Source organism: Brevundimonas sp. NPDC055812 (genome assembly GCF_053616535.1).
The window spans coordinates 201,815-226,303 of record NZ_JBSHDX010000005.1; the positions used below are offsets into that span (position 1 = coordinate 201,815).

Sequence of the window (24,489 nt, forward strand, 5' to 3'; positions counted from 1 at the left end):
CAGTGCTTTGGCTGCAAATATCTCCGCCCTAGCCGACCAGCCGACTTTTTCCGTAGCGCGCGTGGTTCTTACTGGATCCCGGCGTCCGCCGGGATGAGCGGAAAGGGAAGAACTTAGCTCTCAGCGGCGCCCTTGAGCGGGACCGCGACGGCATCAGCTGCATCGTCAGCCTGCGGTTGCTCCACGATCAACTCGCCCTTTTTCTTCTTCTTGCCGCGTCCGTCGCCCTTGCGAGCGGCCTTCTCCGCCTTCTTGGCTTCCTTGGCGGCCTTCTTCGCCGCCTTGATCTCGGCGCGGGCCTGCTCGGGAGCGGCGTCGGCGGCGTCGGACAGGCTGCACAACAGATCCAGGAAGCTGTCGCGCTTTGACTTGGGCAGCAGGCCCATGATCCGCTTGTCGGCGGCCTCGACGCGCGGGCGGGCGGCCAGCAGGGCGGCCTCGCCCGCGGGCGACAGGCGAACGGCCTTGGCGCGCGCGTCCAGCGTCGAGCGTTCCCGCTCCAGCAGCCCCTTGGTCGTCATCCGCGCCACCAGGTCGGCCAGGGTCGAGCGGTCGATGCCGGTGGCCTTGACCAGGTCGGTCTGCGTCAGGCCCGAGCGGGCGGCTACGGCCTCCAGCACGGCGAACTGGCGCTGGGTCAGGCCGTCCGGCCCGGCTTCCTCGGCGTAGATGTCCAGCGCCAGCTGCAGCGCCCGGTGCATGAGGTGGCTGGGCGATTCCGCCAGCCCGCCCTTGATCTTCGCCTGCTTGCCCGACTTGATCATCGTCTTCGTTCCCGAACAGCCCGATACCGGCCGTGGCCGGATGATGCTGCGACAGCTAACAGTCCGGCTTAACGCTTTGACGACGCAAACGCTGACGGTTTGAAGACATTTATTCTGGGGCCTATCGCGCTTAGCGCTGCTTGAGGCCGTTGTTGGCGAGCCTTGAGGCCCGGAATGGGTGCGTGAACCGCCCACTCACTCCGTCATCCTCGGGCTTGACCCGAGGATGACGGCGAGCAGCGAGACGCTCTGAACCTAGAGGCCCGTGTCGGGGGAGACGGGGCCGCGTTCCTCGTCCTTGGTCATGTTCTTCAGGATCAGCGGCACCTGCGACAGGCCGAAGATGGAGGCCGCGATCCACAGCACGCCGCGGAAGGCCGTCCAGACGCCGTTGGGATCGGGCGTCCCCAGGTTCAGCGTCGACCAGATGGCGGTGACGGCGGTCGGGCTGCGGAACACCTCATTGGCGATGGCGACGGCCAGGAAGTAGAGGCCGTAGCGGAAGGTCAGCTTGCGCCAGGCCTCGTCCGTCACCTTGATGGCCGAGCCCAGCAGGGCCTTGAACGGGTATTTCTTCAGCGGCAGCGAGCCCAGCAGGACGGCGGCCAGCAGGCCGTTCTGCACCGTCAGCTTCAGCTTCACGAACAGGTCGTCGTCGGTGACGATGGTCAGGATCCCGAACACCAGGGCGAAGCCGCCGGTGATCAGGGGCATGGGCGCCAGGCGGCGCTCCAGAATGAAGCCCACCGCCAGGGCGATCATCGAGGCGATGACCAGAACCCAGGTCGCCTTGATCATGTCGCGGGTGATGAAATAGGCGGCCATGAAGGCGACCAGGGCGCCGAAGTCGACGGCCTGGCGAATCCACTGCGGGCGCTTGGTTTCGGTCGCTTCAGTCATGGATCAGTCCTCAAGCCCGACCAGGGATCGGGAAAACGCGCGGGCGTCGAAGGGTTGCAGGTCCTCGACCCCCTCGCCGACGCCGATCAGCTTGATCGGGGCGTCCGAGGCCTGGGCCACGGGCACCAGGACGCCGCCGCGCGCGGTGCCGTCCAGCTTGGTCATCACCACGCCCGAGACATAGGCGGTGCGGCCGAAAATCTTTTCCTGCTCCAGCGCATTGCGGCCCACGGTGGCGTCCAGCACCAGCAGGGTCTCGTGCGGGGCGTCCGCATCGACCTTCTTCAGCACGCGCACGATTTTCAGCAGTTCGTCCATCAGGGTCGACTTGTTCTGCAGCCGCCCGGCCGTGTCGATCAGCACGACGTCGAAGCCTTCTTCCTTCGCCTTGGTGAAGGCGTCGAAGGCGAGCCCTGCGGCGTCGGCGCCGTCGCGGCGGCTTTCGAAATGGGCGCCGGCGCGGTCGGCCCAGACCTTGAGCTGCTCGCGGGCGGCGGCGCGGAAGGTGTCGCCGGCGACGATCATCACCTTGGCGCCCTTGGCCGTCAGGTCCGAGGCGATCTTGCCCAGGGTCGTCGTCTTGCCCGAACCGTTCACCCCGACGAACAGGACGACGTAGGGCTTGGACCCCGACAGCGGATCGAAGGTCGCCTGACGCGGGGTCAGTTCGGCGGCCACGGCCTCGGCCAGGGCCTCCTTGATCTCGCGCTCGTCGGAGGTCTTGCCGAAGCGAAGGGCGCGGAACCGCTCGACGATGCGAGCCGAGGCGGCGGGACCGAGATCGCTCTCGATCAGATGCTCCTCCAGCCGCTCCAGCGCCTCCTCCGAGAGGGGCTCCTTCACGAAGGTCGAGACGACCTGATCGGTCATCTGTTTCGAAGACCGGGACAGGCCTTGGCTCAGCCGCTGGAACCAGCCTTTTTTGGGCGTATCGCTCATGACGTGAGCCTTAGCCGACGGCGGTTCTCAGGTCACGCACGATCCTTTCATCCGCTCAGCCCGGCGGACGCCGGGATCCAGCGCTTTGGCTTCACGGCGCAACCCTATATTGAGCAGGAGGGCCGCAAGGTCTGTGCCTGTAGCTCTCACTGGGTCCCGGCGTCCGCCGGGATGAGCGGAAAATAGATGGCGAAGTCTAAGACGCACCCCTTCCACGCTCCGCGCAGCCACGGCTTCGTGCGCGTCGCCGCCGCGACCCCGGTGGTCCATGTCGCTGACCCGGCCGCCAACGCCGAAGAGCATGAGCGGCTGATCCGTCAGGCGGGCGAGCAGGGCGTAGACCTGCTGGTCTTCCCCGAACTGTCGCTGAGCGCCTACGCCATCGACGACCTGCATATGCAGGCGGCCCTGCTGGAGGAGGTCGAGGCGCGTATTCGCCGCCTTGCAATGGCCGCGGGTGAAGCGGGCGTCATCGCCGTGATCGGCGCGCCGATCCGCAACGGCGACAGTCTCTATAACTGCGCCGTAGTCGTAGCGAACGCCAAGGTTCTTGGGGTTGTTCCGAAAACCTATCTTCCGAACTACCGCGAATATTATGAGAAACGCTGGTTCGCCTCGGCCCAAGACATCGGCGCGGGTCCGACCTATGTGCCGCTGGCGGGGCAGTGGGTTCCCATGGCTCCGGGCCTGCTGTTCGGAGCTGAAGACCTTTCTGGTTTCGTCTTCGGCGTTGAAATTTGCGAGGACTTCTGGGCGCCGCTGCCTCCTTCGACGCGGCTGGCCCTGTCAGGCGCCCGTATCCTGTGCAACCTGTCGGCCTCCAACATTGTCATCGGCAAGGCGGACGAACGCGCCCTGCTATGCGCCAGCCAGTCGGCGCGCACCCTGTCGGCCTATGTCTTCGCCGCCTCGGGATGGGGCGAGAGCACCACCGATCTGGCCTGGGACGGTCAGGCGACGATCCACGAGCTAGGCGCGAAACTCGCCGAGGGCGAACGCTTCGCCCTGCACAGCCAATTGACCGTCGCAGACGTGGACGTGGACCGCATCGGTCTGGATCGGCTGCGCAACGGCACCTTCGCCGACTGCGCCCGTCGCGAGGCGGTGGAGCATCCGACTGCGATCAATTTCAAGACACGAAGCGTAGCGACGACCGACGCCCTGATCCGTCTGCTGGACCGCTTCCCCTTCGTGCCGGACGACGCCGCGCGTCTGGATCAGGACTGCTTCGAGGCCTTCAATATCCAGGTTCAGGGCCTGATGCGGCGGATGACGGCGACGGGGTCGAAGACGCTGGTGATCGGCGTCTCGGGAGGGCTGGATTCGACGCAGGCCCTGCTGGTGGCCTGTCGCGCCTTCGATCGGCTGGAGCTGCCGCGCACGGGGATTCTGGCCTTCACCATGCCGGGGTTCGCCACCTCCGACGGCACCAAATCCAACGCTTGGGCGCTGATGAAAGCGCTGGGCGTGACGGGGGCCGAGATCGACATCCGCCCCGCCGCCGAACAGATGCTGCGCGACATCGGTCATCCATTCTCGAATGGCGAGCCGGTGCATGACATTACCTTCGAGAACGTCCAGGCGGGCCTGCGCACCGACTATCTGTTCCGTCTGGCCAATCAGAACCACGGCTTCGTGCTGGGCACGGGCGACCTGTCCGAACTGGCGCTGGGGTGGTGCACCTATGGCGTCGGCGACCATATGAGCCACTACAACGTCAACGGCGGGGTGGCGAAAACCCTGATCCAGCACCTGATCCGCTGGGTGGCCGAGCGCGGCCTGGTGGGGGAGACGGCGACCCCGACCCTGCACGCCATCCTGGCCACGGAGATTTCGCCCGAGCTGGTGCCGGCGGGCGCCGACGGGGCGATCCAGTCGACGCAGAGCATCGTCGGCCCCTATGCGTTGAACGACTTCTTCCTGTTCTACATCAGCCGCTTCGGCCTGAAGCCGTCGAAGGTGGCCTATCTGGCGCATCAGGCCTGGGGCGATGCATCGACGGGCGCCTGGCCGGTCGGTCTGCCGGAGGCGGATCGCGTCGCCTACGACCTGGCGACCATCAAGGGGTGGTTGCGGAAGTTCCTGATCCGCTTCTTCCAGACCAGCCAGTTCAAGCGCTCGGCCGTGCCGAACGGGCCGAAGGTGGTCACGGGCGGGTCGCTGTCGCCGCGCGGCGACTGGCGGGCGCCGTCGGATTCCTCGGCGCGGGTGTGGCTGGATGAACTGGACGCCAATACCCCTGATGGTTGAAACGACGGGTCTGGGGTTTACGCATCCGCACCCGACGGGGTAGCGTTTTCTTCTCCCCGCCCTCTGTGAGCCTGACACACCCCGGTCGTGCGGGAGAGCCCGGACCTGTCCGGGTCAGCCTTGGGCTGAGCGTTCGGGATTGAAGAAGGATACGCCATGCGTTTTGCAACGGCCGCCGCCCCGACCGCCATTCTGGCCGCCCTGTTTCTGACCGCCGCGCCCGCCCTGGCGCAGGACGCCGCTGAACCGGCGCCCGCCGCCGCGCCAGCCGCAGCCGGAGATCCCACCGATGCCGAACTGGCCCAGTTCGCCGCCGCCATGAAGACGGTCCAGAGCGTGGCCGCCTCCGTCCAGAACGGAACGCCCACCGAGGAGCAGCAGGCCCAGATGGCCGGCGCCGTGCAGAACTCGGGCCTGGCCGTCGAGCGCTTCAACGCCATCTCGGCCGCCGTCTCGGCCGATCCGGTGCTGCAGGCGCGCGCCGCCGTGGCCGGCGCCGCCCCGTCCGCGCCGGGCTCGGTCGGCGCCGGCGTCACCGATGCGGAAGCCGGTCAGTTCGCGGTCGCCATGGCCGAGATCTCGGGCATCGCCCGCGCCCTGAACGGCGCACAGCCGAATGAGGAGCAGCAGGCCCAGATGGCCGCCGCCATCCAGAATTCGGGTCTCGACATCGAGCGTTTCAACGCCATTTCCGCCGCCACGGCCCAGGACGAGCACCTTCAGGCGCGCATCGCCCTTGCCCAGGCGCGTCAGGGCGAATAGGCCCATGGGGGACGGGCCGTCGCGAATGCGGCGGCCCTCTCTCCATTTCAGACAGGACCGATCATGAGCGACGACGTCACCAAGGACACCAACGGCAACATCCTGTCGGACGGCGACAGCGTGACCTTGATCAAGGACCTGAAGGTCAAGGGCTCGGGCGGGGTGACGCTGAAGCGCGGCACAATGGTCAAGAACATCCGCCTGACCGGCGATCCCGAAGAAATCGAAGCCAATGTCGAAAAGGTGCGCGGCCTGGTCCTGCGCACGGAGTTCGTGAAGAAGGCATGATTTAGAGGGCCTACCGAGCGCTGCCTCCGCTTGAGGTTCGGTTGCTCGCGCCTCAGCCCACCCCCGCCAGGAATTCGAAGATGGCCGACCGCGCTTCGGGTTCGTCCAGCATGGGCGCGTGCCCGACGCTGGGGACCTCGGCATAGGCCATGGCGGGGGCGGCCTTCCTCATCTTGTCGGCGATGACGGAACTGAGCAGGTCCGAAGTTCCGCCGCGCACCAGCAGGGTCGGCTTCTTGCGCGCTAGCGCCCGGAATGAGGGCCACAGATTGGGAACCAGGGCCTTGGACCCCGCCGCCTTGATCGGCGCCGAGATGTCGGGATCGTAGTCCAGCACCGGCGCGCCTTCGGTCCCCTCGCGGAAGATGCGGCGGGCGAAGGCGGCCCAGTCGGCGTCCGAATAATGGGGGAAGGCCGCCTCGTTGATGCGTCGGGCGTAGGCGGTCGCATCGTCCCAGCTCTCGACTGCGACCGGCTGGCCGGTATAGGCGGCGATGCGGGCCAGGCCCTCGGCCGCGACTTCGGGGCCGACGTCGTTCAGGATGGCGGCGGCGATGGCCTTGGGCTTCAGCGCCGTCAGCGCCAGGGTGATCAGCCCGCCCATGGAGGTGCCGAGGAAGATCGCCTTCTCGATCCCCGCCTGCTCCATCAGCGCCACGACATCCTTCGCATAGACGTCCGGCGTATAGGTCGTGGGATCGGGCGCCCGGTCCGACCGGCCGCGCCCGCGCACGTCGACGGCCAGGACGCGGCGGCCGCTGTGGGCGATGAGGCCGGCGATGACGCCGAAATCGGCGCTGTTGCGCGTCAGGCCGTGGATGGCGATGACGGGCAGGCGCGCCGGGCCCTCGGCCGGGGCGTAGTCGCGGGCGTAGAGGCTCAGGCCGTCTGGCGAGGTCCAGCGCCGCTCGACATGGCGGTCGGCCAGCGGGGTGGTCATCGGCATGAGGCGTCTCCGAACAGCTCCGTTTCGGCTGACGTTAATTCATCGGATGAAGAATAGCGATCAGCTCGACAGCAGATCGCGCACGAATTGATCCAGATCGCCGTCGGTGAAGCGATGGCCCGTCACGCCCGCCCGCCGCGCGGCCTCCATGTCCGACGGCTGGTCGCCGATCATCAGGGACCGGCCCAAGTCCAGGCCGTGCTCGGTTGCGGCCTTCAGCAACATGCCGGGATTGGGCTTGCGGTCGGGATGGTCCGGATGCCGATAGCGCGCGTCCGCGGCCTCGGAATGGAAGGGGCAGGCGTAGACGGCGTCGATGCGCCCGCCGCCTTCGGCCAGGCGCTCGACAAGCAGGCGGTTGAAGCCGTGCATGGTCTCTTCGCTGAACATGCCGCGCGCCACGCCCGACTGATTGGTGACGATGACGGTCGTGTAGCCGGCGTCGTTCAGCCGCTTCACCGCCTCGGCGGCTCCGGGGATCAGCACCAGTTGATCGGGCCGGTGCGGATAGCCGCTGTCGACGATCAGCACGCCGTCGCGATCGAGGAAGGCGGCGGGTTTGCTCATGTCGATTCCGTCAGCACGGCTGAGAAGGCCGTCATCAGATGGTAGAGGCTCGAGGCGGGAACGGCAGCGTCCAGCGGGAGCCCTTCGGCGTCAAACGTGTCAACCCACAGACCAGGCGTCGTCGTGGCGAGGTGCGTTTCGAACAGGCGCTCGATCAGTCCGGCCGCTCGGACATGTTCGCCCTGCGTGTAAACAGCGCGCAGCAGTTCGGTCTGGGCCCACAGGCGGACACCGCCGTCGCGAACCTGCCCGATCCGGCTGATCTCGCGCACGGCCAGGCCGTCGGCGCGCACCCCGCAGGTCAGGGCGCTGGTGTAGAGGGCGCGCGCGACGCTATTCAGATCCGGCAGACCCAGACGGGCGGCTTCGCCCAGCAGCCAGACCCATTCCATGTGGTGCCCCGGCTCGATGCATTGGCCTTCGGAGCCGGGGCGCGGGCTCCAGTCGGTCTCGTAGAACTCGCCCAGCATCAGATGCTCGCGGTCGAAGAAGCGCCGGTTGAACAGGTCCAGCACCGAGCGCGCCGCCGCCTCAAAGTTTGGATCGGGCGCTGTCGCCTGCCAGGCCAGCAGGGCCTCCAGCATGTGCATGTGCGGGTTCTGCCGACGTGGCAGAACGGGCGGCAGTGCTTCCTGCCAACCCCCGTGAACAGGATCGGTCATCTGCGTCTGGATCGCCGCCAGCGTTTTCAGCGCTAGGGGCAGGGCGCGTTCATCCTTCAACACACGGTGCGCCGCAGCCAGGGCGAACAGGACGAAGGCCAAGTCGTAGAGGTCGGGGGTAGCGTCGATGACGGCCCCCTCATCGTCCATGGCGCGTACCCACAGGCCATCGTCTCGACGGGCGCCGCCGATCAGGGCGTCCAGACCGGCACGAGCGATGTGCTCGCCATCGGCCCAGCCCAGCGCAGCGGCTTCGGCGAAGACATGGATCTGTCGCGCCTGCACACGGGTGCGGCGAGGCGCGCCGATGATCGAGCGACCGTCGAAATCCAGCTTCTCGTAGAAACGTCCGTTGGCGTCGATCCCTGCCGTGGCCCACAACGGCAGGGCCCGGCGGAACAGCCAGTCGTGGACTCGATTCCTAGCCGCAGCGTCCAAGCTCATGGCTCCGGCTTAGGCAGGGTCGCCGTCTTTGCCAAGCCATGGTTTTCGTTGCATCCGGCAACGCGAAGTGACTCAGGGAGGTTTGTTCAGAACCCCGCCGCTTTGGTAGGACGCAGACTGACACAGACGACCCGCCTTCGCGTCCGCGCCCCGGAGCCTTGGACTTCCGCCCGCGCCGGCCCTATCGAGAGAGCGACATCGCAATGACCATCCCCTTCATCGACCTTCAGGCCCAGCGTCTGCGCCTCGGCGGCAAGATCGAGGCCGCCGTTCAGGAGGCCGTCGTCGGCGGCGCCTGGGTCATGGGCCCGCAGGTGCGCCAGTTCGAGGCCGGCCTGGCCGCGTTCGGCAAGGCCAAGCACGCCCTGGGCTGCGCCAACGGCACCGACGCCCTGGCCCTGCCGCTGATGGCCTGGGGGATCGGGCGCGGGGACGCTGTCTTCGTGCCCAGCTTCACCTTTGCGGCCACGGCCGAGGTCGTGCCCTGGTTCGACGCCGAGCCGGTCTTCGTCGACGTGGACGCCGACACCTACAACATGGACCCGGCGGCGCTGGAGCGCGCCGTCGAAGGCATCAAGGCCGAGGGCCGCCTGACCCCGCGCGTGGTCATCGCCGTCGACCTGTTCGGCCAGCCCGCCGACTATCCGGCCATCAGGGGGATCTGCGACAAACATGGCCTGAAGCTGATCTCAGATTCGGCCCAGGGCTTCGGCTGCACCATCGACGGCGAACACCCGCTGAAATGGGCCGATGTGACCACCACCAGCTTCTTCCCGGCCAAGCCTCTGGGCTGCTACGGCGACGGCGGGGCGGTGCTGACCAACGACGACGAACTGGCCCAGCTGATGGATTCCATCCGCGTTCACGGCAAGGCGGTCGGCGTCGATCTGAAGGACCGGACCTTCGACCACGAACCCAAATATCTGAACATGCGCATCGGCCTGAACAGCCGTCTGGACACCATTCAGGCCGCCGTCCTGATCGAGAAGCTGAAGGTCTTCGCGCAGGAGATCGAGTGGCGCAACGCCGCCGCCGCCCGCTACAACGAGGGCCTGCGCCCTCACGTCGCCAAGGTTCCTGACGTTCCGGCGGGCCATGTCTCCAACTGGGCGCAGTACACGGTCGAGCATCCGGACCGCGACGCCCTGGCCGCGCACCTGAAGGATCAGGGCGTGCCGACGGCGGTCTACTATCCGATCCCGCTGCACCTTCAGCCCGCCTATGAGCACTATCCGCGCGGCGCCGGCGGCCTGCCCGTCACCGAGCGGCTGAAGGATGTGGTGATCAGCCTGCCGATGCACTCTGATCTGGATGCGGACACCCAGGACCGCATCATCGCCGCCGTCGCTAGCTTCAAGGCCTGATCCCCATGCCCCAGCAGACCCCCCTCAAGATCGGCGTCGCGGGCGCCGGCGTCATGGGCCGCAACCATGCCCGCGTCCTGTCCGAACTACGCGATGTCGAGCTGACGACCGTCTTCGATCCCGACGCCGTGACGGCCGAGGGCGTGGCCGCCGCCTATGGAGCGACCGCCGTGACGACCGCCGAGGCGTTCGTCGCCGCCGGTCTCGACGCCGCCGTCATCGCCACGCCGAACCGCTATCACGCCGAACTGGGCGTGGCCCTGCTGAACGCCGGCGTGCATGTGCTGGTGGAAAAGCCGATCGCGGCTACCCTCGCCGATGCTCAGGCCATGATCGACGCGGCCAAGGCCAATGACCGCGTGCTGATGGTCGGCCATGTCGAGCGCTTCAATCCGGCGGTCGAGACGGTCAAGCGCGCCATCGACGGCGACGAGATCATCTCTATCCAGATCACCCGTGTCGGCCCCTTTCCGCCGCGCATGGGCGAAGTCGGGGTGGTCATCGACCTGGCGGTGCACGACATCGACATCATCCGCCACCTGACGGGGTCCGAGATGACCGAGGTCCAGTCCCTGCTGGGCCACACCCACGCCTCGCGCGAGGATTCGGCCCTGCTGCAGTTCCGCATGGACAATGGGGTGATCGCCCACATCACCACCAACTGGGTCACGCCCTACAAGACCCGCGTTCTGCAGGTGGCGACCAAGAGCCGCTTCATCGTCGCCGACCTGATCACCCGCCAGGTGACGGAATTCTTCGGCCAGCAGCCGGACGGCTCCTATTCGACGCGGATGCTCAACGCCTGGCCCGCCGAACCGCTCAAGAAGGAGCATGAGGCCTTCATCCACGCCATCCGCACCGGCGAGACGGCGGCGGTCAGCGGCGAAGACGGCCTGCGCAATCTGGAAGTGGCGCTGAGGTGTCTGGGGGAATAAGGCCCATGCGTTTCCGCTCATCCCGGCGGACGCCGGGGCCCAGTGAGAACGGCAAGCGCGGCGCTTGAGGCCAAAGGACTGGATCCCGGCGTCCGCCGGGATGAGCGGGAAGGTTAGGCCTTCACCACCTGCATCGTCAGCCATTCGGCGATCAGGACGGGTTTGTCGCCGCCTTCGATCTCGACGGTCAGTTCGTGTTTCAGCAGCCAGCGGCCGCCGCCCTTGTCCTCGGCGGACAGCAGCTTGAAGCGGCCCCGCACGCGCGACCCTGACGGCGTCGGGGCGAGGAAACGCAGCCGGTCGAAGCCGTAGTTCACCCCCATGACCAGATCATCTAGCGGGGCGACCGCATCCATGCTCATGGCCGAGGCGAGGCTGAGGGTCAGGAAGCCGTGCGCGATGGTCCCGCCGAAGGGCGTCGTCTTGGCGCGCTCAGGGTCGACGTGGATGAACTGCTCGTCCTCGGTCAGGCCGGCGAAGGCGTCGATGCGCGCCTGGTCCAGCGCGAACCAGCGGCTGACGCCGACCTCCTGTCCGATCAGGGACTGAAGTTCGCTGGCCTTGGTCATGTGACGCCCTCCCGTTTGCGCCAGCCTTGCGCGGGGAGGGGGCGGAGGCAAGGCCTACCCCTCGAAGCGTCCCTCGATGATCGCGCTGAACAGGCCGGGGTCGACGTTGCCGCCCGACAGGACGATGCCGGTGGTCAGGCCCCTTGCCTCGACCTTGCCCGAGAGCAGGGCGGCCAGGGACACGGCGCCGCCCGGCTCGATGACCAGCTTCAGCCAGCGGAAGGCGAAGCGCATGGCCTCGGCCACCTCGGCGTCGGTGACGGTCGCCGCGCCCGCCAGGCGCCGGTTGATCGGCCAGGTCAGCTCGCCCGGCATGGGCGCCATCAGGGCGTCGCAGATGGACGGCGACCCTTGCGGATGGGCGATGCGCGCGCCGGCCTCCAGCGAGCGGCGGGTGTCGTCGAAGGCCTCTGGCTCGACCACGATGACGCGGGTGTCGGGGCTCTGTTCGGCCATGACCAGATTGATCCCGGCGATCAGCCCGCCGCCCGAGGCGCCGCACAGCAGCTGATCCATCGGCACGCCCGCCTGTTCCAGCATCTCCAGCCCGACCGTGCCCTGGCCCTCGATGATGAAGGGATCGTCGAACGGCGGGACCAGCACGGAGCCGCGCTGGGCCGCGATCTCGGCGCCGATGGCCTCGCGGCTCTCGGTCCAGCGGTCGTAGAAGCGCACCTCGCCGCCGAAGGCGCGCACGCCCTCGACCTTCACCGTCGGGCTGTCCGACGGCATGACGATGATGGCGGGCGTGCCGACGGCCTTGGCCGCCGCCGCCACTCCCTGCGCGTGGTTGCCCGAGGAATAGGCCACGACGCCGCGCGTCGTCTCTTCCTCGGTCAGACGGCTGATGCGGTTATAGGCGCCGCGAAACTTGAAGGCGCCCGCGACCTGAAAGGTCTCGGCCTTCATCAGGACGCGACCGCCGATGGCCTCGTTCAGGGCCGGATGTTCGATCAGCGGCGTGCGGACGGCAGCGGAGGCGATCTGGCGGGCGGCGTCGACGACGCCTTCAAAGCTGGGCGTATGCATGGCTTCCCTCTTACGTCGCGGCGCAGGCTCTGCATAACTCACATCATGCAAGCAAATATGATCCTCGCCATCGACCAGGGCACGACCTCGACGCGGGCGATCGCGTTTGAAGTCTCGCCCGAGGGGGCCTTTCATGCGGTCGCCGTCAGCCAGATCGAGCTGGCGCAGCATTTTCCGCACTCCGGCTGGGTCGAGCATGACGCGGCCGAGATCTGGCGCGCGACGCTGCAGACCTGTCGCGAGGTGGTGCGCAAGGCGGGCGGCGTCGGGCGCTTCGCCGCCATCGGCATCACCAACCAGCGCGAGACTTCGGTGATCTGGGACGCCGAGACCGGCGAGCCCCTGCACCGCGCCATCGTCTGGCAGGACCGGCGCACGGCCGAGGCGACGGGCAAGCTGGCGGCAGAGGGGCATGAGGCGGCGGTGCAGGCGGCGACGGGCCTGATCCTCGATCCCTATTTCTCGGCGTCGAAATACGCCTGGCTGCTGGACGCCGTGCCGGGCGCGCGCGAGCGGGCGGCGCGGGGCGAGGTGAAGCTGGGCACGATCGACGCCTGGCTGATCTGGAAGCTGACGGGCGGAAACAGCCACGTCACCGACGCCACCAACGCCAGCCGCACCAGTCTGATGGACCTGCAGACCCGCGCGTGGCGCTCGGACCTGTGCGACCTGTTCGGCGTGCCGATGCAGGCCCTGCCGGAGATCCGCGACTGCGACGCCCTGCTGGGCGAGGCCGATCCGTCGCTACTGGGGCGCGCCCTGCCCATTCACGGCTCGGCGGGGGATCAGCACGCGGCGCTGGTCGGCCACGGCGCACTGACGGCGGGGGACGCCAAGATCACCTATGGCACCGGCGCCTTTCTGGTCGCCAATGTCGGGGCGGCGCCCGTGGCCTCGACCTCGCGGCTGCTGGGAACGCTCGGCTATGCGGCGAGCGGTGAGGCGGCCTATGCGCTGGAGGGGTCCATCTTCTCGGCCGGGTCGGCGATCCAGTGGCTGCGCGACGGGCTGAAGGTGCTGTCGGATTCGCGCCAGTCCGAGGCCGTGGCCCAGTCGCTGACGGACAACGGCGGGGTCTATCTGGTCCCTGGCTTCACCGGACTGGGCGCGCCCTGGTGGGAGCCGGAGGCGCGCGGAACCGTCGTCGGCCTGACCCGCGACAGCGGCCCGGCGCACATGGTCCGCGCTGCGCTGGAGAGTCTGGCCTATCAGACTCGCGACCTGCTGGACGCCCTGACGAAGGACGGGGCGCCGCCGCTGAAACGGCTGAAGGTCGACGGCGGCGTCACCGCCAACGCCTTCGCCATGCAGTTCGTCGCCGACATCTGCGAGGTCGAGGTCGAACGCCCGGCCTTCCAGGAGATGACGGCCATGGGGGCGGCGCGGCTGGCGGCCTACGGCGTCGGCCTGACCGAGGCCCTGTGGACCGCCCCGGCCGAGGCGCCCGCCGTCTGGACCCCGCGCATGGGGGCCGAGGAGCGGGCGCGGCTGCTCAGGGGCTGGCGCGGCGCGGTCAGGGCCGCCATCATCGCCGCCCAGCCGGAGGAGGGGGAATGACCGAGGCCACGGATTCACAGGCATTGGACGCTCAAACTGCGTTTTCGGGCACGCGTGAGGTGGACGACCGCCATCGGCTGGACGAGGCGGGGCTGGACGCCTGGCTGGCGGCGAACGTCGAGGGCTACGCCGGGCCGCTGACCATCCGCCAGTTCAAGGGCGGGCAGTCGAACCCGACCTATGAGCTGACCACGCCGGGCCGGACCTATGTGCTGCGCCGCAAGCCGCCGGGCGCGCTGCTGGCCAGCGCCCACGCGGTGGACCGCGAATTCGCGGTGATTTCGGCCCTGCAGGCCCAGGGTTTTCCGGTCGCGCGGCCCTATGCTCTGTGCACGGACGATGGCGTCATCGGCTCCATCTTCTACGTCATGGAGAAGGTCGAGGGGCGCATCTTCTGGGACCTGAAGCTGCCGGGCCTGACCCCGCCGGAGCGCCGCGCGATGTATGACGCCCAGGTCGATACGCTGGCGGCCCTGCATCGACTGGAGCCCGACGCCGTCGGCCTGGCGGACTACGGCAAGGCGGGGAATTATTTCGCCCGTCAGGTCGGGCGCTGGACCAAGCAGTATCGCGCCTCGGAGATCGAGCCGATCGGGGCCATGGACCGGCTGATCGCCTTCCTGCCCGACAGCCTGCCGCCGGAGGGACCGACGCGGATCGTGCACGGGGACTTCCGCCTCGACAATCTGATCCTCGATCCGGCCGAGGCGAAGGTGCGCGCGGTGCTGGACTGGGAGCTGTCGACCCTGGGCGACCCGATGGCGGACTTCTCCTATCTGCTGATCGCCTGGGTCATTCCGGCGTCCTTGCGCAACGGCCTGGCCGGAGCGGACCTGGAGGCTCTGGGGATTCCCTCGGTCGCGGAGACGGTCGAACGCTATGCGCAGAAGACCGGGACGGCCGCGCCGACGAACCTGGACTGGCTGTTCGCCTACAACCTGTTCCGGCTGGCGGCCATCTGTCAGGGCATCGCCGGACGGGTGCGCGACGGGACCGCCGCCAGCGCCCACGCACGGGCCATGGCGGCCCAGGTCGGCCCGCTTTCGGACGCCGCCTGGGGCTTTGCGGGGAAGGCGGGCGCCTGAGCGGAGTCTTAATAAAACAGTTTTTGTTGCGGATTGATTTGTGAAACGGGTGCGGAAGGCCTACCTATCGGTCTGGAGCATGAACCCTGATGTCTGACAGCCAACGTTTTCCCGTCGCCGCCCACGCCCTGGCCTACCTGGCCCACAAGGGCGCCTATGCGGCGACCGAGGCCGAGCCGAGCGCCGTCCTGGCCGCCTCGGTGCCGACCAATCCGGTGGTGATCCGCCGGGTGACCGCCCTGCTGGCCAAGGCGGGCCTGATCGCGACGCGTCCTGGCGCGTCCGGCGGGTCGTGGCTGCTGCGGCGGCCCGAAACCATCTGCCTGGACGAGGTGCTGAGGGCGGTGAACGGCTGCGCCCATCTGGGGTCGCCGCCCGCCGGGGCCAAGGGCTGCCCGGTCGGCGAACATATTCCGCGCCAGGTGGCCAAGGCCCTGACGGCGGCCGATCAGGCGGCGGGCGCGGCCCTGTCGAAGATCACCATCGCCGACCTGCTGGAAGAGGACCCCGAGGTGCTGCGGGCCTTTGCGCCGCATCCGGCCTGTCCCAACGCCGACGCGGCCTGACGAGGCGGCCTTGGGGGAGGGGCGCCGCACCATCCTGATCACCGGGGCCTCGGCCGGCATCGGCGCGGCCCTGGCGCGCGTCTGCGCGGCGCGGGGCCATCACCTGATCCTGACCGCCCGCCGCGAGGGGCCGCTCCAGGCCCTGGCCGAGGATCTGGCCGCTGCGCACGGCGTCGATGCGACCGCCGTCGTCGCCGATCTGGCCGAGCCGAATGCGCCCGGGCAATTGTTCGAAGCGATCGCGGCGCGCGGCCTGCGCGTCGACGGCCTGGTCAACAACGCCGGCTTCAGCCGCACCACCGGCTTCCTCGCCACCGATCCGGCCGACCACGCCGCCATGATCCGGGTCATGCTGACCGCGCCGGTCGAGCTGTCGCGCCTGGCGCTGCCGGACATGGTCGCGCGCGGCTGGGGCCGTGTGCTGAACGTGGCCTCCTTGGCTGGGCAGATGCCGGCGACGGGCGGCGACACCCTGTACGGCCCGATCAAGAGTTTCCTGATCAAGGCGTCGCAGGGGCTGTGGCTGGAGACGCAAGGGACGGGGGTGAACGTCACCGCCCTGTGCCCCGGCTACACCTACACCGAATTCCACGACGTCAACGGCTCGCGCGAGCAGGTGTCGGCCGCCTATCCCAAATGGATGTGGATGGACGCCGACCGCGTGGCCCGCATCGGCTGGGACGCGGTCGAGGCGAACCGGCCCCGCGTGACGCCGGGCGTCGCCAACAACGTCCTGGCGGCATTGGGCGGGCTGCTGCCCGACGCCCTGGCGCTGAAGATGGTCGGCGGCCACGCCAGGCGGCTGGACCGCCTCTGAGGGTTAGTGCCCGCCGGAGGGGTAGGGGGTGGTGACGCCCGCGCTGAACATCCCCGGCAGGGCCTCGCCCAGGCCCATAAGGATGAACTGGATCGCCAGGGCGCACAGGATCAGGCCCAGCACCCGCACGACGATGGCCATGCCGACGTCGCCCAGCAGGCGGCTGATCGGGCCGGTGGCCGAGAAGCACAGGAAGGTCACGACGCAGGCGGCCCCCATGGCGATCAGGGAGGCCACGGTGCCGGCCAGACCCAGCTTGGCCGCCTCGCCCGCCTGGATGATGATGGCGGAGATGGCGCCTGGGCCGATCATCAGGGGAATGGCGAAGGGCACGATCAGCCGCTTGAAGCGGCGTTTGGCGTAGCCGCGAACATCCTTGGCGTCCGTCGCAGCGTCGGCGTCGGCGAAGATGGCGAGGAAGTCCTCGCGCGCCATGTCGAGGCCCAGCAGCAGCAGCAGGATGCCGCCGGCGATGCGGAAGGCGGCGAGCGAAATGCCGAAGAACTGCAGCAGCCCCAGGCCGGTGAAGAAGAAAAAGCCGAGGAAGACCACGGCGAACAGGCAGATCATGGCCGAGACCGAGATCCGCTGGCGCAGGGAGGCGCCCGCCGTGGCCGCTGCGAAAATCGGCACGTTGCCGATGGGGTCCAGCAGGGCGAACAGCGCCACGAACAGGTTGACCCCCAGATCGACCGCGTTCATTGCTGCACCTTGCCCTGAAAACCCGCCGCGCGACCGCGACACCTCGCCCCACCTATCGGGGCATCCGCGCGCGCCTGCAAGCCGCCGAGAGCCGGAAATGTCCGAAGCCCATTCTGTTGACCTGGCCAATCGCCCCTTCGACCCGCGCGTCATCTGCGCCCTGGACGTGCCGACGACCGATGAGGCGCGCGCCCTGGTCGAGCGGATCGGCGACGCCGTGGGCTTCTACAAGGTGGGGCTGCAGCTGTTCGCCTCGGACGGCATGGGTCTGGCGCGCGAGCTGAAGGCGTCGGGCGCCCAGGTGTTTCTGGACTGGAAGCTGCACGACATCGGCGCGACGGTGGAGAAGGCGGCGGCGGTGCTGGCGAACGCAGGCTGCGACCTGCTGACCGTCCACGCCCGGCCCCAGGTGATGGCGGCGGCGGCGCGCGGCGCGGCGGGATCCGATCTGAAGATCCTGGGCGTCACCGTCCTGACCAGCCTGACGGATGAAGATCTCAAGGCCGACGATCACAGCCTGTCGGCGGGGAAACTGGTGGAGCAGCGAGTGCGTCAGGCGCTGGAGGCGGGAATTCACGGCGTGGTCTCCAGCCCGCATGAGGCGGGCGGGGCGCGTGCGATCGCACAGGCGGCGGGGCGCGAGGATTTTCTGATCGTGACGCCGGGCGTGCGGCCCGCGGGGGCGGCGATGGATGATCAGGCGCGCGCGGCGACCCCGGCCAGCGCTCTGGAAGCCGGCGCCACCCATCTGGTCATCGGCCGACCGATCACGGCTGTCGCCGATCCGCGCGCGGCGGCCCAGGCGATCACGCGGGAGATCGCCCTGATTTGAGAGCAAGCTCCTGATCCGCAAGGGATCGTGCTTCACGTGAAACAGAAAGGGCGGCGTCCGGAGGCGCCGCCCTTGTCGTATCAGCCGCGCTCGCCGCGTTCCTGGCGGTAGGGCCGTTCGGTGGGCGACGGCGGAGGCGGCGGCGCGGGCGGCACGGCGTAGTAGCCCTGCTCGAAATTGACCACCGGCGGGGCCGTTTCGACGCGCGGCGGCTCGACATAGACGTCAGGGCGAGCGACCTCGACCTGGGCCGGGGCGACGCGCACGTCGGCGGGCGCGACATGGACCGGCGGCGGCGAGACATGCACGCGGGCCGGTTCGACGTAGACGGGGGCCGGCTGCACATAGACCGGCGGCGATTCCACGTAGACGGGCGGCTGCGAGACATAGACTGGGGGCTGGCTGACGTAGATCGGCTCGGAGCGGTAGCGCACCGGTTGGGGCGGGGGGCCGCAGCGGCCGCAGTCCTGGCCGTAACCGCCCTGATAATAGCCTTGCTGATAGCCGCCGCCGTACTGACCGCCGCTGTACTGGCCGCCGTAGCCGCCATAGCCGTAGCGGGCCCAGGGGTAGCGGCCGTAGCCGTCGACCGGATAGCCGAAGGGCATGGAGCGGGTGACGCCGGAATAGGCGTAGCCGCCGTGCTGGATCGGCGGTTGCGACGGGGCGATCACGACCGGCGGGCGAACCCCGGCGCCGCCGTAGCCGTAACCATAGCCGTAGCTCTCGATCGGGCCGTAGCCGCCCTGCCAACCGGTGTCGCTGTACCAGGTCTGGGCGCGGCTCTGCACCACGGGACCGCGGGCGTAGCCGGCGGCGGCGTTGTAACGGGCGCCGGCCTGATGGGCCTCGGCGGCGCCGGCGATGAGGACCGCCGCGCCGGCGGCGGCGTAGAATAGAGCCTTCATGGCTGCGCTCCTTGTTTCGGCCGCAAAGGTTAATGCGGATCTCGCCGGAGCGTTCATTATTCTCCCATCAAGGGAACCGGAGCGGGAAGAGCGCCGCCGCACGCCCAGCGATGGCGCCCGATCAAGCTCAAGCAGCGAGCCGCCGCGCGGCGAGTGATAGCGTCTCCAAATGCGCTCAAGCAGCGAGCCGCCGCGCGGCGAGTGATAGCGTCTCCAAATGCGCTCAAGCAGCGAGCCGCCGCGCGGCGCGCGATAGCGCCCTAAAAGTCCACCGCCAGGCCCTTCTTCTCCCAGTCGCCGAAGCGGGTGGGCTCGGGACCCTTGCGGCCGCCGACCTCATGGGGAAGGGCGTCGGCCGCTTCAGCGGCGCGGCGCTCGGCCGCCTCCAGCAGGGCGCGGCGGGCGGCCTCGCTCAGCGGGCGCTCGGGCGTGGCGTGGGGCACGTCCGTGTTGAAGACTTCCTCGGGGGAGGATTCGATCGGGGGGGTGGGCTGTTCGGTCACAGGTCGCCTGCCTTGAGAGCGGGGATACTGCGGCTCAAATAGACGTTCAGGCCGAACACGCCACCCCCTGAAGCCCGCTAGCTCGTCCGAACGCCCGCATGAACCATCTGAAGACCTTCGCCCTGCTGGCCGTGATGACCGCCCTGTTCATGGGGATCGGCTATCTGATCGGCGGCGCGACCGGCATGGCCGTCGCCCTGGTCGTGGCGGCGGGGATGAATCTGTTTTCCTATTGGAACGCGGACAAGATCGTCCTGAAGATGTACCGCGCCCAGCCGGTGGACGAGACCCACCCCAACGCCGTGGTGCGCGCCTATGTCGCCGATGTGAAGCAGATGGCGCAGGATGCGGGCCTGCCGCAGCCCAACATCACCATCATCCCGAACGATCAGCCGAACGCCTTCGCCACGGGGCGCAATCCCCAGAACGCGGCCGTGGCGGCGACGACGGGCCTGCTGGACATGCTGACGCGCGACGAGATCCGCGGCGTGATGGCGCATGAACTTGCCCATGTGAAGAACCGCGACACCCTGACCATGACGGTCACGGCGACGGTGGCGGGCGCCATCGCCATGCTGGCCAACTTCGCCCTGTTCTTCGGCGGCGGCGATGATCGCGAACGGCCGGGCGGCATGATCGGGACCATCGCCCTGATGCTGCTGGCGCCGATGGCGGCGGGTCTGGTGCAGATGGCCATCAGCCGCGCCCGTGAATACGAGGCCGACCGCGTCGGAGCCGAGATCGCCGACGACCCGCAGGCCCTGGCCTCGGCCCTGCAGAAGATCGAGGCCTATGCGCGCGGCGCGGTGAACGCCCCGGCCGAGCGCAATCCGGCCACGGCTCATATGTTCATCATCAATCCGCTGAACGGGAAGGGGGCGGACAACCTGTTCTCGACCCACCCGGCCACGGGCAACCGCGTGCGCGCCCTGATGGAGTTGGGGACGAAGATGGGCATGGGCGGGCGCGTCCGTCCGGCGCCGGCCTTCGTCGAGTCTGCCATTGTTGACTCTGGTCGCTCCGCCGCGCCGATCCGCGCGGCAACCAGCGTGCCGACGACCGACGACGGGCCTGCCTCGCCGCCGCGCGGCCCCTGGGGCTGACATCGCCCCTTTGCGCAGGCGGCCTTAAGCCGCTAGAGCGCGCGCCATGACCGACGAGACCGATCCCAAGACCTCTGACGCCGACCGGCCCGAGTGGGCGAAGGCGCATGGCCCGCTGCGCTCCTTCGGGCGCATCAAGTCGCGGCCGATCAAGGCGAAGCAGGCGGCCCTGTTCGACACCCTGATGCCGCGCATCGCCGTGCCGGACCCGGCCAAGGGGCCGATCGACCCCCTGGCCCTGATGCCGGGGGCGAAAGCCGCCTGGCTGGAGATCGGCTTCGGCGGCGGCGAGCATCTGGCGGCGCAGGCGGCGCGTCATCCCGAGGCGGTGATGATCGGCTGCGAGCCCTTCCTCAACGGCGTGGCCTCGGCCCTGCGTTACGTCGAGGAGGGCGGGCTTGAGAACGTGCGCCTGCACGCCGACGACGCCCGCGCGGTGATGGCGGTCCTGCCGGACGCTTCGCTGGACCGGGTGATGATCCTGTTCCCCGATCCCTGGCACAAGGCGCGCCACAACAAGCGCCGCTTCCTGCAGGACGAGACGGCGGTCGAGATCGCCCGCCTGCTGAAGCCCGGCGGCAAGGTGCGCTTCGTCACCGACTGGCTGGACTACGCCGACTGGGCGCTGGAGCGGCTGGCGCGCACGCCGGGCCTCGTGCGGATCGAGACGGTCGATATCGAGATGGGGGGCGCCGACTGGTTCGCCGCGCCCGAAGATCACGTCGTCACCCGCTATGAGGAAAAGAAGCTGGGCGACACCGACCCCATCTTCCTCGAGTTCGAAAAGCGGGCCTGAACGGGCTTTGGGCCGCGAAGAGACGGCGGGGGCTGACACGGCCCCCGCTTTCGCCTATATGACCGCTCACATCGTTAGACCGGCGTCCAACGGCGTCGTTTCAAGCGGCGGCCCGGACGGTCCGTCGCTTTTGTTTTCTGGAGTATCCGCTTGCGGGCCAAGACCGCCGAAGACCGTGCTCTGCTGGAACTGATCGACCCCGTGGCCGAGAGCCTGGGGCTGGCGGTCGTGCGCGTGCGCCTGATGGGCGGGACGCTGCGGCGTCGGCTGCAGATCATGGCCGAGCGCCAGGTCGACCACGACATCTCGGTCGAGGAGTGCGCCCGCCTGTCGCGCGCCGTGTCCGAGGTGCTGGACGCCGCCGACCCGATCTCGGGCGAATACCTGCTGGAGGTGTCGTCGCCCGGCATCGACCGGCCGCTGACGCGCCTGATCGACTTCGACCTGTTCGAGGGGCTTGAGGCGCGCCTCGAGACCGACCGGATGGTCGAGGGCCGCAAGCGCTTCAAGGGTCTGCTGGCCGGAACCGAGGGCGAGGACGTCGCCATCGACCTGGAGGGCGAGGACGAGACCGCCTTGATCCCCTTCGCCTGGCTGGCCGACGCCAAGCTGGTGCTGACCGACGAACTGCTGAAGCGCGGCGCCGCCCTGCGCGCGGCGCGCGGCGAACCCGAAGACGACGGCCTGCCCGAGGGCGCGCCCGAGCCTGAACAATCCAACCCAGACTCCACCAAGGACGACGCCTGATGGCCGTGACCGGAATCTCCGCCAACCGCCTGGAACTGCTCTCCATCGCCGACGCTGTCGCGCGCGAGAAGAGCATCGACCGGGAGATCGTCATCGAGGCGATCGAGGAAGCGATCCAGAAGGGCGCCAAGTCGCGCTATGGCGCGCACCACGACATCCGCGCCAAGATCGACCACAAGACCGGCGAGCTGAGCTTGACCCGCCACGTCACCATCGTCGCCGACGACTGGCAGCCGGAAGACGAGCTGGAAGAGTTCAACGACAGCGCCATGGTGCGTCTGCGCGACGCCCTGAAGCGCGACCCCGAGGCCGAGGTCGGCAAGGAGTACGTCGAGATCCTGCCGCCGTTCGAGTTCGGCCGCGTCCAGACCCAGATGGCCCGCCAGGTCGTGACCGGAAAGGTCCGCGAGGCCGAGCGCGCCAATCAGTACGAAGAGTTCAAGGACCGCGTCGGCGAAATCGTCAACGGCACGGTCAAGCGGGTCGAATACGGCAACACCATCGTCGACCTGGGCCGTGGCGAAGGCATCATGCGCCGCGACCAGTCGATCCCGCGCGAGGTGTTCAACATCGGCGACCGCGTCCGCACCTACATCTATGACGTGCGCCCGGAGGCCAAGGGCCCGCAGGTCATGCTGTCGCGCGCCCACCCCGGCTTCATGGCCAAGCTGTTCGCCCAGGAAGTGCCGGAAGTCTATGACGGCGTGATCGAGATCCGCGCCGCCGCCCGCGACGCCGGTTCGCGCGCCAAGATGGCCGTGCTGTCGAACGACTCCTCGATCGATCCGGTCGGCGCCTGCGTCGGCATGCGCGGCTCGCGCGTGCAGGCGGTCGTCGCCGAGCTGCAGGGCGAGAAGATCGACATCATCCAGTGGAACGAGGACGAGCCGACCTTCATCGTCAACGCCCTGGCCCCGGCCGAAGTCTCCAAGGTGGTGCTGGACGAAGAGGCCGACCGCGTCGAGGTGGTGGTGCCCGATGAACAGCTGTCGCTGGCCATCGGCCGTCGCGGCCAGAACGTCCGCCTGGCCTCGCAGCTGACCGGTTGGCAGATCGACATCATCACCGAGGCCCAGGACTCCGAGCGCCGTCAGCGCGAGTTCGCCGAGCGCACCTCCCTGTTCCAGGAAGCCCTGGACGTGGACGAGACCATCGCCCAGCTGCTGGTCACCGAAGGCTTCGCCACGGTCGAGGACCTGGCCTTCGTCGAGCCCTATGAGATCTCCGAGATCGAAGGCTTCGACGAGGACACCGCCGAAGAGCTGCAGACCCGCGCCCGCGAGCACCTGGAGCGTCAGGCGGCCGAGCTGGACGCCAAGCGCGTGGCCCTGGGCGTCGAGGACGGCGTTCTGGACGTGCCGGGCGTGACCGCCGCCATCGCCGTCGCCCTGGGCGAAGGCGGGGTGAAGACGGTCGAGGACCTGGCGGACCTGGCCACCGACGAGATCCGCGGCGGCTACGAAGTGCGCGGCGGCGAGCGGGTCAAGGTTCCGGGCGTTCTGGAAAGCTTCAACCTGAGCCAGGAAGACGCCGAAATGCTGATCCTGCAGGCCCGCGTGGCCGCCGGCTGGATCGACGCTTCGGAACTGCCCCAGCCGGAATACGTCGAGGAAGAGGCGTATGAGGGCGAGGGCGAAGGCGAGCTCGATGGCGAAGGCCAGGAAGAGGCCGTCGCCGAGGCTGACGCGGAGGTCGCTTCGGACGACCTCGACGACCAGTCCCGCGACATGTGATGGGAGCCGCAGCCGTCCATGAGGTCGTCCGAGACGTTGATCGATAGGGATCGTCAGGACCTGGCGTCGCGCCAGGCCCTCGATGAATCTCGCCTGATCCGTTTCGTGGCCGGCCCGGACGGCGCGGTGGTTCCCGACCTGGCGCGCAAGCTGCCGGGTCGGGGCCTGTGGGTGTCGGCCGATCGCGCCTCGCTGGAGGCGGCGATCAAGAAGAATCTGTTCGCCCGCGCGGCCAAGGCGCCGCTGAAGCCCGCCGCCGACCTGCCCGATCTGGTCGAAAACCTGCTGGTTCGGCGCTGTCTGGACCAGCTGGGCCTTGCCCGGCGCGAAGGCGTGCTTATCTCTGGCTTCGAGAAATGCGCTGCGGCGATCCGCAGCGGCCGCGCCGCGTGGCTGATCGAAGCCGCCGACGGCTCGGCCGATGGGCGCGGCAAGCTTCTGGCCCTCTCCAGACACGCCTCGCCCGCTCCCGAAATCTGCGGGGCTTTCAGCGCGGACGATTTGAGTTTGGCCCTTGGGCTGGAAAATGCGATACACGCCGTCCTGCTGCAAGGCGGGCGGGCCGATCGCTGGACTCTGGAGGTTCAGCGGCTGGCGGGATTTCGACCTCTCTGTCCCCAGAGCTGGAACCGGGCGGGGCCCGAACACGGCGCAGAGGACGACCGGAGCGCGGCTCCGGAAGGAGAGCCTTAGGGTTTGAGCGGCTGCGGGCCTGTTTCCG

26 protein-coding genes are annotated in these 24,489 nt (G+C 68.7%); 15 read left to right on the top strand and 11 right to left on the bottom strand.

Annotation, left to right across the window (positions count from 1 at the left end; all coding sequences use genetic code 11):
• Positions 1–113: 113 nt before the first annotated feature.
• From ACWGL1_RS10520 to ftsY, 3 genes are all read right to left on the bottom strand, one after another.
• On the bottom strand, positions 114–764 hold the full coding sequence (locus tag ACWGL1_RS10520) for a MarR family winged helix-turn-helix transcriptional regulator (RefSeq protein WP_452111963.1): 651 nt from the start codon (positions 762–764) through the stop codon (positions 114–116).
• A gap of 255 nt (positions 765–1,019) precedes the next feature.
• Positions 1,020–1,664 (bottom strand): inner membrane-spanning protein YciB, encoded by a 645-nt coding sequence (locus ACWGL1_RS10525; protein ID WP_291780252.1) that lies wholly within the window; start codon positions 1,662–1,664, stop codon positions 1,020–1,022.
• 3 nt (positions 1,665–1,667) lie between these two features.
• A complete protein-coding gene (gene ftsY / locus ACWGL1_RS10530) occupies positions 1,668–2,603 on the bottom strand; it encodes a signal recognition particle-docking protein FtsY (RefSeq protein WP_452111964.1) in 936 nt (311 codons plus the stop codon).
• 186 nt (positions 2,604–2,789) lie between these two features.
• Between ftsY and ACWGL1_RS10535 the strand changes: the two genes are divergently transcribed.
• From ACWGL1_RS10535 to ACWGL1_RS10545, 3 genes are all read left to right on the top strand, one after another.
• Positions 2,790–4,853, top strand: coding sequence for an NAD(+) synthase (locus ACWGL1_RS10535; protein WP_338577594.1), 2,064 nt, complete (start codon positions 2,790–2,792; stop codon positions 4,851–4,853).
• Positions 4,854–5,009: 156 nt separating this feature from the next.
• Entirely contained in the window at positions 5,010–5,615 is a 606-nt protein-coding gene (locus ACWGL1_RS10540) for a DUF4168 domain-containing protein (RefSeq protein WP_291780244.1), read from the top strand.
• A gap of 63 nt (positions 5,616–5,678) precedes the next feature.
• The gene (locus tag ACWGL1_RS10545) at positions 5,679–5,903 is read left to right on the top strand and encodes an alkylphosphonate utilization protein (protein WP_024354307.1); all 225 of its coding nucleotides are present in this window, start codon (positions 5,679–5,681) and stop codon (positions 5,901–5,903) included.
• A gap of 52 nt (positions 5,904–5,955) precedes the next feature.
• Here ACWGL1_RS10545 and ACWGL1_RS10550 read toward each other — a convergent pair whose 3' ends face one another.
• From ACWGL1_RS10550 to ACWGL1_RS10560, 3 genes are read right to left on the bottom strand one after another with little or no spacing between them, the layout of a single operon-like run.
• A complete protein-coding gene (locus tag ACWGL1_RS10550) occupies positions 5,956–6,849 on the bottom strand; it encodes an alpha/beta fold hydrolase (RefSeq protein WP_452111965.1) in 894 nt (297 codons plus the stop codon).
• A 60-nt stretch (positions 6,850–6,909) separates the two neighbouring features.
• A complete protein-coding gene (locus ACWGL1_RS10555; RefSeq protein WP_338577601.1) occupies positions 6,910–7,416 on the bottom strand; it encodes a D-glycero-alpha-D-manno-heptose-1,7-bisphosphate 7-phosphatase in 507 nt (168 codons plus the stop codon).
• The gene (locus ACWGL1_RS10560; protein WP_338577603.1) at positions 7,413–8,522 is read right to left on the bottom strand and encodes an AGE family epimerase/isomerase; all 1,110 of its coding nucleotides are present in this window, start codon (positions 8,520–8,522) and stop codon (positions 7,413–7,415) included. The genes ACWGL1_RS10555 and ACWGL1_RS10560 overlap by 4 nt, the downstream gene beginning before the upstream one ends.
• 203 nt (positions 8,523–8,725) lie before the next feature.
• Here ACWGL1_RS10560 and ACWGL1_RS10565 point away from each other — a divergent pair, with 203 nt between their 5' ends.
• Together ACWGL1_RS10565 and ACWGL1_RS10570 are read left to right on the top strand one after the other, a co-directional pair.
• On the top strand, positions 8,726–9,886 hold the full coding sequence (locus tag ACWGL1_RS10565; protein WP_452111966.1) for a DegT/DnrJ/EryC1/StrS family aminotransferase: 1,161 nt from the start codon (positions 8,726–8,728) through the stop codon (positions 9,884–9,886).
• A 5-nt stretch (positions 9,887–9,891) separates the two neighbouring features.
• On the top strand, positions 9,892–10,821 hold the full coding sequence (locus tag ACWGL1_RS10570; protein WP_452111967.1) for a Gfo/Idh/MocA family oxidoreductase: 930 nt from the start codon (positions 9,892–9,894) through the stop codon (positions 10,819–10,821).
• Between the two features lie 113 nt (positions 10,822–10,934).
• Here the strand turns inward: ACWGL1_RS10570 and ACWGL1_RS10575 are convergent, their stop codons facing one another.
• The gene (locus ACWGL1_RS10575; protein ID WP_452111968.1) at positions 10,935–11,390 is read right to left on the bottom strand and encodes a MaoC family dehydratase; all 456 of its coding nucleotides are present in this window, start codon (positions 11,388–11,390) and stop codon (positions 10,935–10,937) included.
• Positions 11,391–11,444: 54 nt separating this feature from the next.
• Positions 11,445–12,419, bottom strand: a complete 975-nt coding sequence (locus ACWGL1_RS10580) for a threonine ammonia-lyase (protein WP_291780220.1) — start codon at positions 12,417–12,419, stop codon at positions 11,445–11,447.
• Between the two features lie 57 nt (positions 12,420–12,476).
• Between ACWGL1_RS10580 and glpK the strand changes: the two genes are divergently transcribed.
• The 4 genes from glpK to ACWGL1_RS10600 all read left to right on the top strand — a co-directional run bounded on the left by glpK (position 12,477) and on the right by ACWGL1_RS10600 (position 16,444).
• Complete coding sequence (gene glpK, locus ACWGL1_RS10585) at positions 12,477–13,976, top strand: glycerol kinase GlpK (RefSeq protein WP_452111969.1); 1,500 nt, start codon at positions 12,477–12,479, stop codon at positions 13,974–13,976.
• Positions 13,973–15,061: a phosphotransferase family protein gene (locus ACWGL1_RS10590; RefSeq protein ID WP_452111970.1), complete on the top strand. Its 1,089-nt coding sequence runs from the start codon at positions 13,973–13,975 to the stop codon at positions 15,059–15,061. Before glpK ends, ACWGL1_RS10590 begins: the two co-directional genes overlap by 4 nt.
• A gap of 89 nt (positions 15,062–15,150) precedes the next feature.
• Positions 15,151–15,627, top strand: coding sequence for an Rrf2 family transcriptional regulator (locus tag ACWGL1_RS10595; protein ID WP_291780212.1), 477 nt, complete (start codon positions 15,151–15,153; stop codon positions 15,625–15,627).
• Between the two features lie 10 nt (positions 15,628–15,637).
• Complete coding sequence (locus ACWGL1_RS10600; RefSeq protein ID WP_452111971.1) at positions 15,638–16,444, top strand: SDR family NAD(P)-dependent oxidoreductase; 807 nt, start codon at positions 15,638–15,640, stop codon at positions 16,442–16,444.
• A 3-nt stretch (positions 16,445–16,447) separates the two neighbouring features.
• Here the strand turns inward: ACWGL1_RS10600 and ACWGL1_RS10605 are convergent, their stop codons facing one another.
• Entirely contained in the window at positions 16,448–17,146 is a 699-nt protein-coding gene (locus ACWGL1_RS10605) for a MarC family protein (protein WP_291780206.1), read from the bottom strand.
• Positions 17,147–17,243: 97 nt separating this feature from the next.
• Between ACWGL1_RS10605 and pyrF the strand changes: the two genes are divergently transcribed.
• The gene (gene pyrF, locus ACWGL1_RS10610) at positions 17,244–17,978 is read left to right on the top strand and encodes an orotidine-5'-phosphate decarboxylase (protein WP_452111972.1); all 735 of its coding nucleotides are present in this window, start codon (positions 17,244–17,246) and stop codon (positions 17,976–17,978) included.
• Between the two features lie 80 nt (positions 17,979–18,058).
• Here the strand turns inward: pyrF and ACWGL1_RS10615 are convergent, their stop codons facing one another.
• Together ACWGL1_RS10615 and ACWGL1_RS10620 are read right to left on the bottom strand one after the other, a co-directional pair.
• Complete coding sequence (locus ACWGL1_RS10615; protein ID WP_291780199.1) at positions 18,059–18,886, bottom strand: hypothetical protein; 828 nt, start codon at positions 18,884–18,886, stop codon at positions 18,059–18,061.
• 260 nt (positions 18,887–19,146) lie between these two features.
• Complete coding sequence (locus ACWGL1_RS10620; protein WP_291780196.1) at positions 19,147–19,389, bottom strand: DUF1674 domain-containing protein; 243 nt, start codon at positions 19,387–19,389, stop codon at positions 19,147–19,149.
• 98 nt (positions 19,390–19,487) lie between these two features.
• Between ACWGL1_RS10620 and htpX the strand changes: the two genes are divergently transcribed.
• The 5 genes from htpX to ACWGL1_RS10645 all read left to right on the top strand — a co-directional run bounded on the left by htpX (position 19,488) and on the right by ACWGL1_RS10645 (position 24,461).
• A complete protein-coding gene (htpX, locus tag ACWGL1_RS10625) occupies positions 19,488–20,492 on the top strand; it encodes a zinc metalloprotease HtpX (protein WP_291780193.1) in 1,005 nt (334 codons plus the stop codon).
• 46 nt (positions 20,493–20,538) lie between these two features.
• On the top strand, positions 20,539–21,288 hold the full coding sequence (gene trmB / locus ACWGL1_RS10630) for a tRNA (guanosine(46)-N7)-methyltransferase TrmB (protein ID WP_452111973.1): 750 nt from the start codon (positions 20,539–20,541) through the stop codon (positions 21,286–21,288).
• A 150-nt stretch (positions 21,289–21,438) separates the two neighbouring features.
• The gene (rimP, locus tag ACWGL1_RS10635; protein ID WP_338577623.1) at positions 21,439–22,035 is read left to right on the top strand and encodes a ribosome maturation factor RimP; all 597 of its coding nucleotides are present in this window, start codon (positions 21,439–21,441) and stop codon (positions 22,033–22,035) included.
• On the top strand, positions 22,035–23,768 hold the full coding sequence (gene nusA, locus ACWGL1_RS10640; RefSeq protein ID WP_452111974.1) for a transcription termination factor NusA: 1,734 nt from the start codon (positions 22,035–22,037) through the stop codon (positions 23,766–23,768). The genes rimP and nusA overlap by 1 nt, the downstream gene beginning before the upstream one ends.
• A gap of 18 nt (positions 23,769–23,786) precedes the next feature.
• Positions 23,787–24,461 (top strand): RNA-binding protein, encoded by a 675-nt coding sequence (locus ACWGL1_RS10645; RefSeq protein ID WP_452111975.1) that lies wholly within the window; start codon positions 23,787–23,789, stop codon positions 24,459–24,461.
• Positions 24,462–24,489 lie beyond the last annotated feature (28 nt).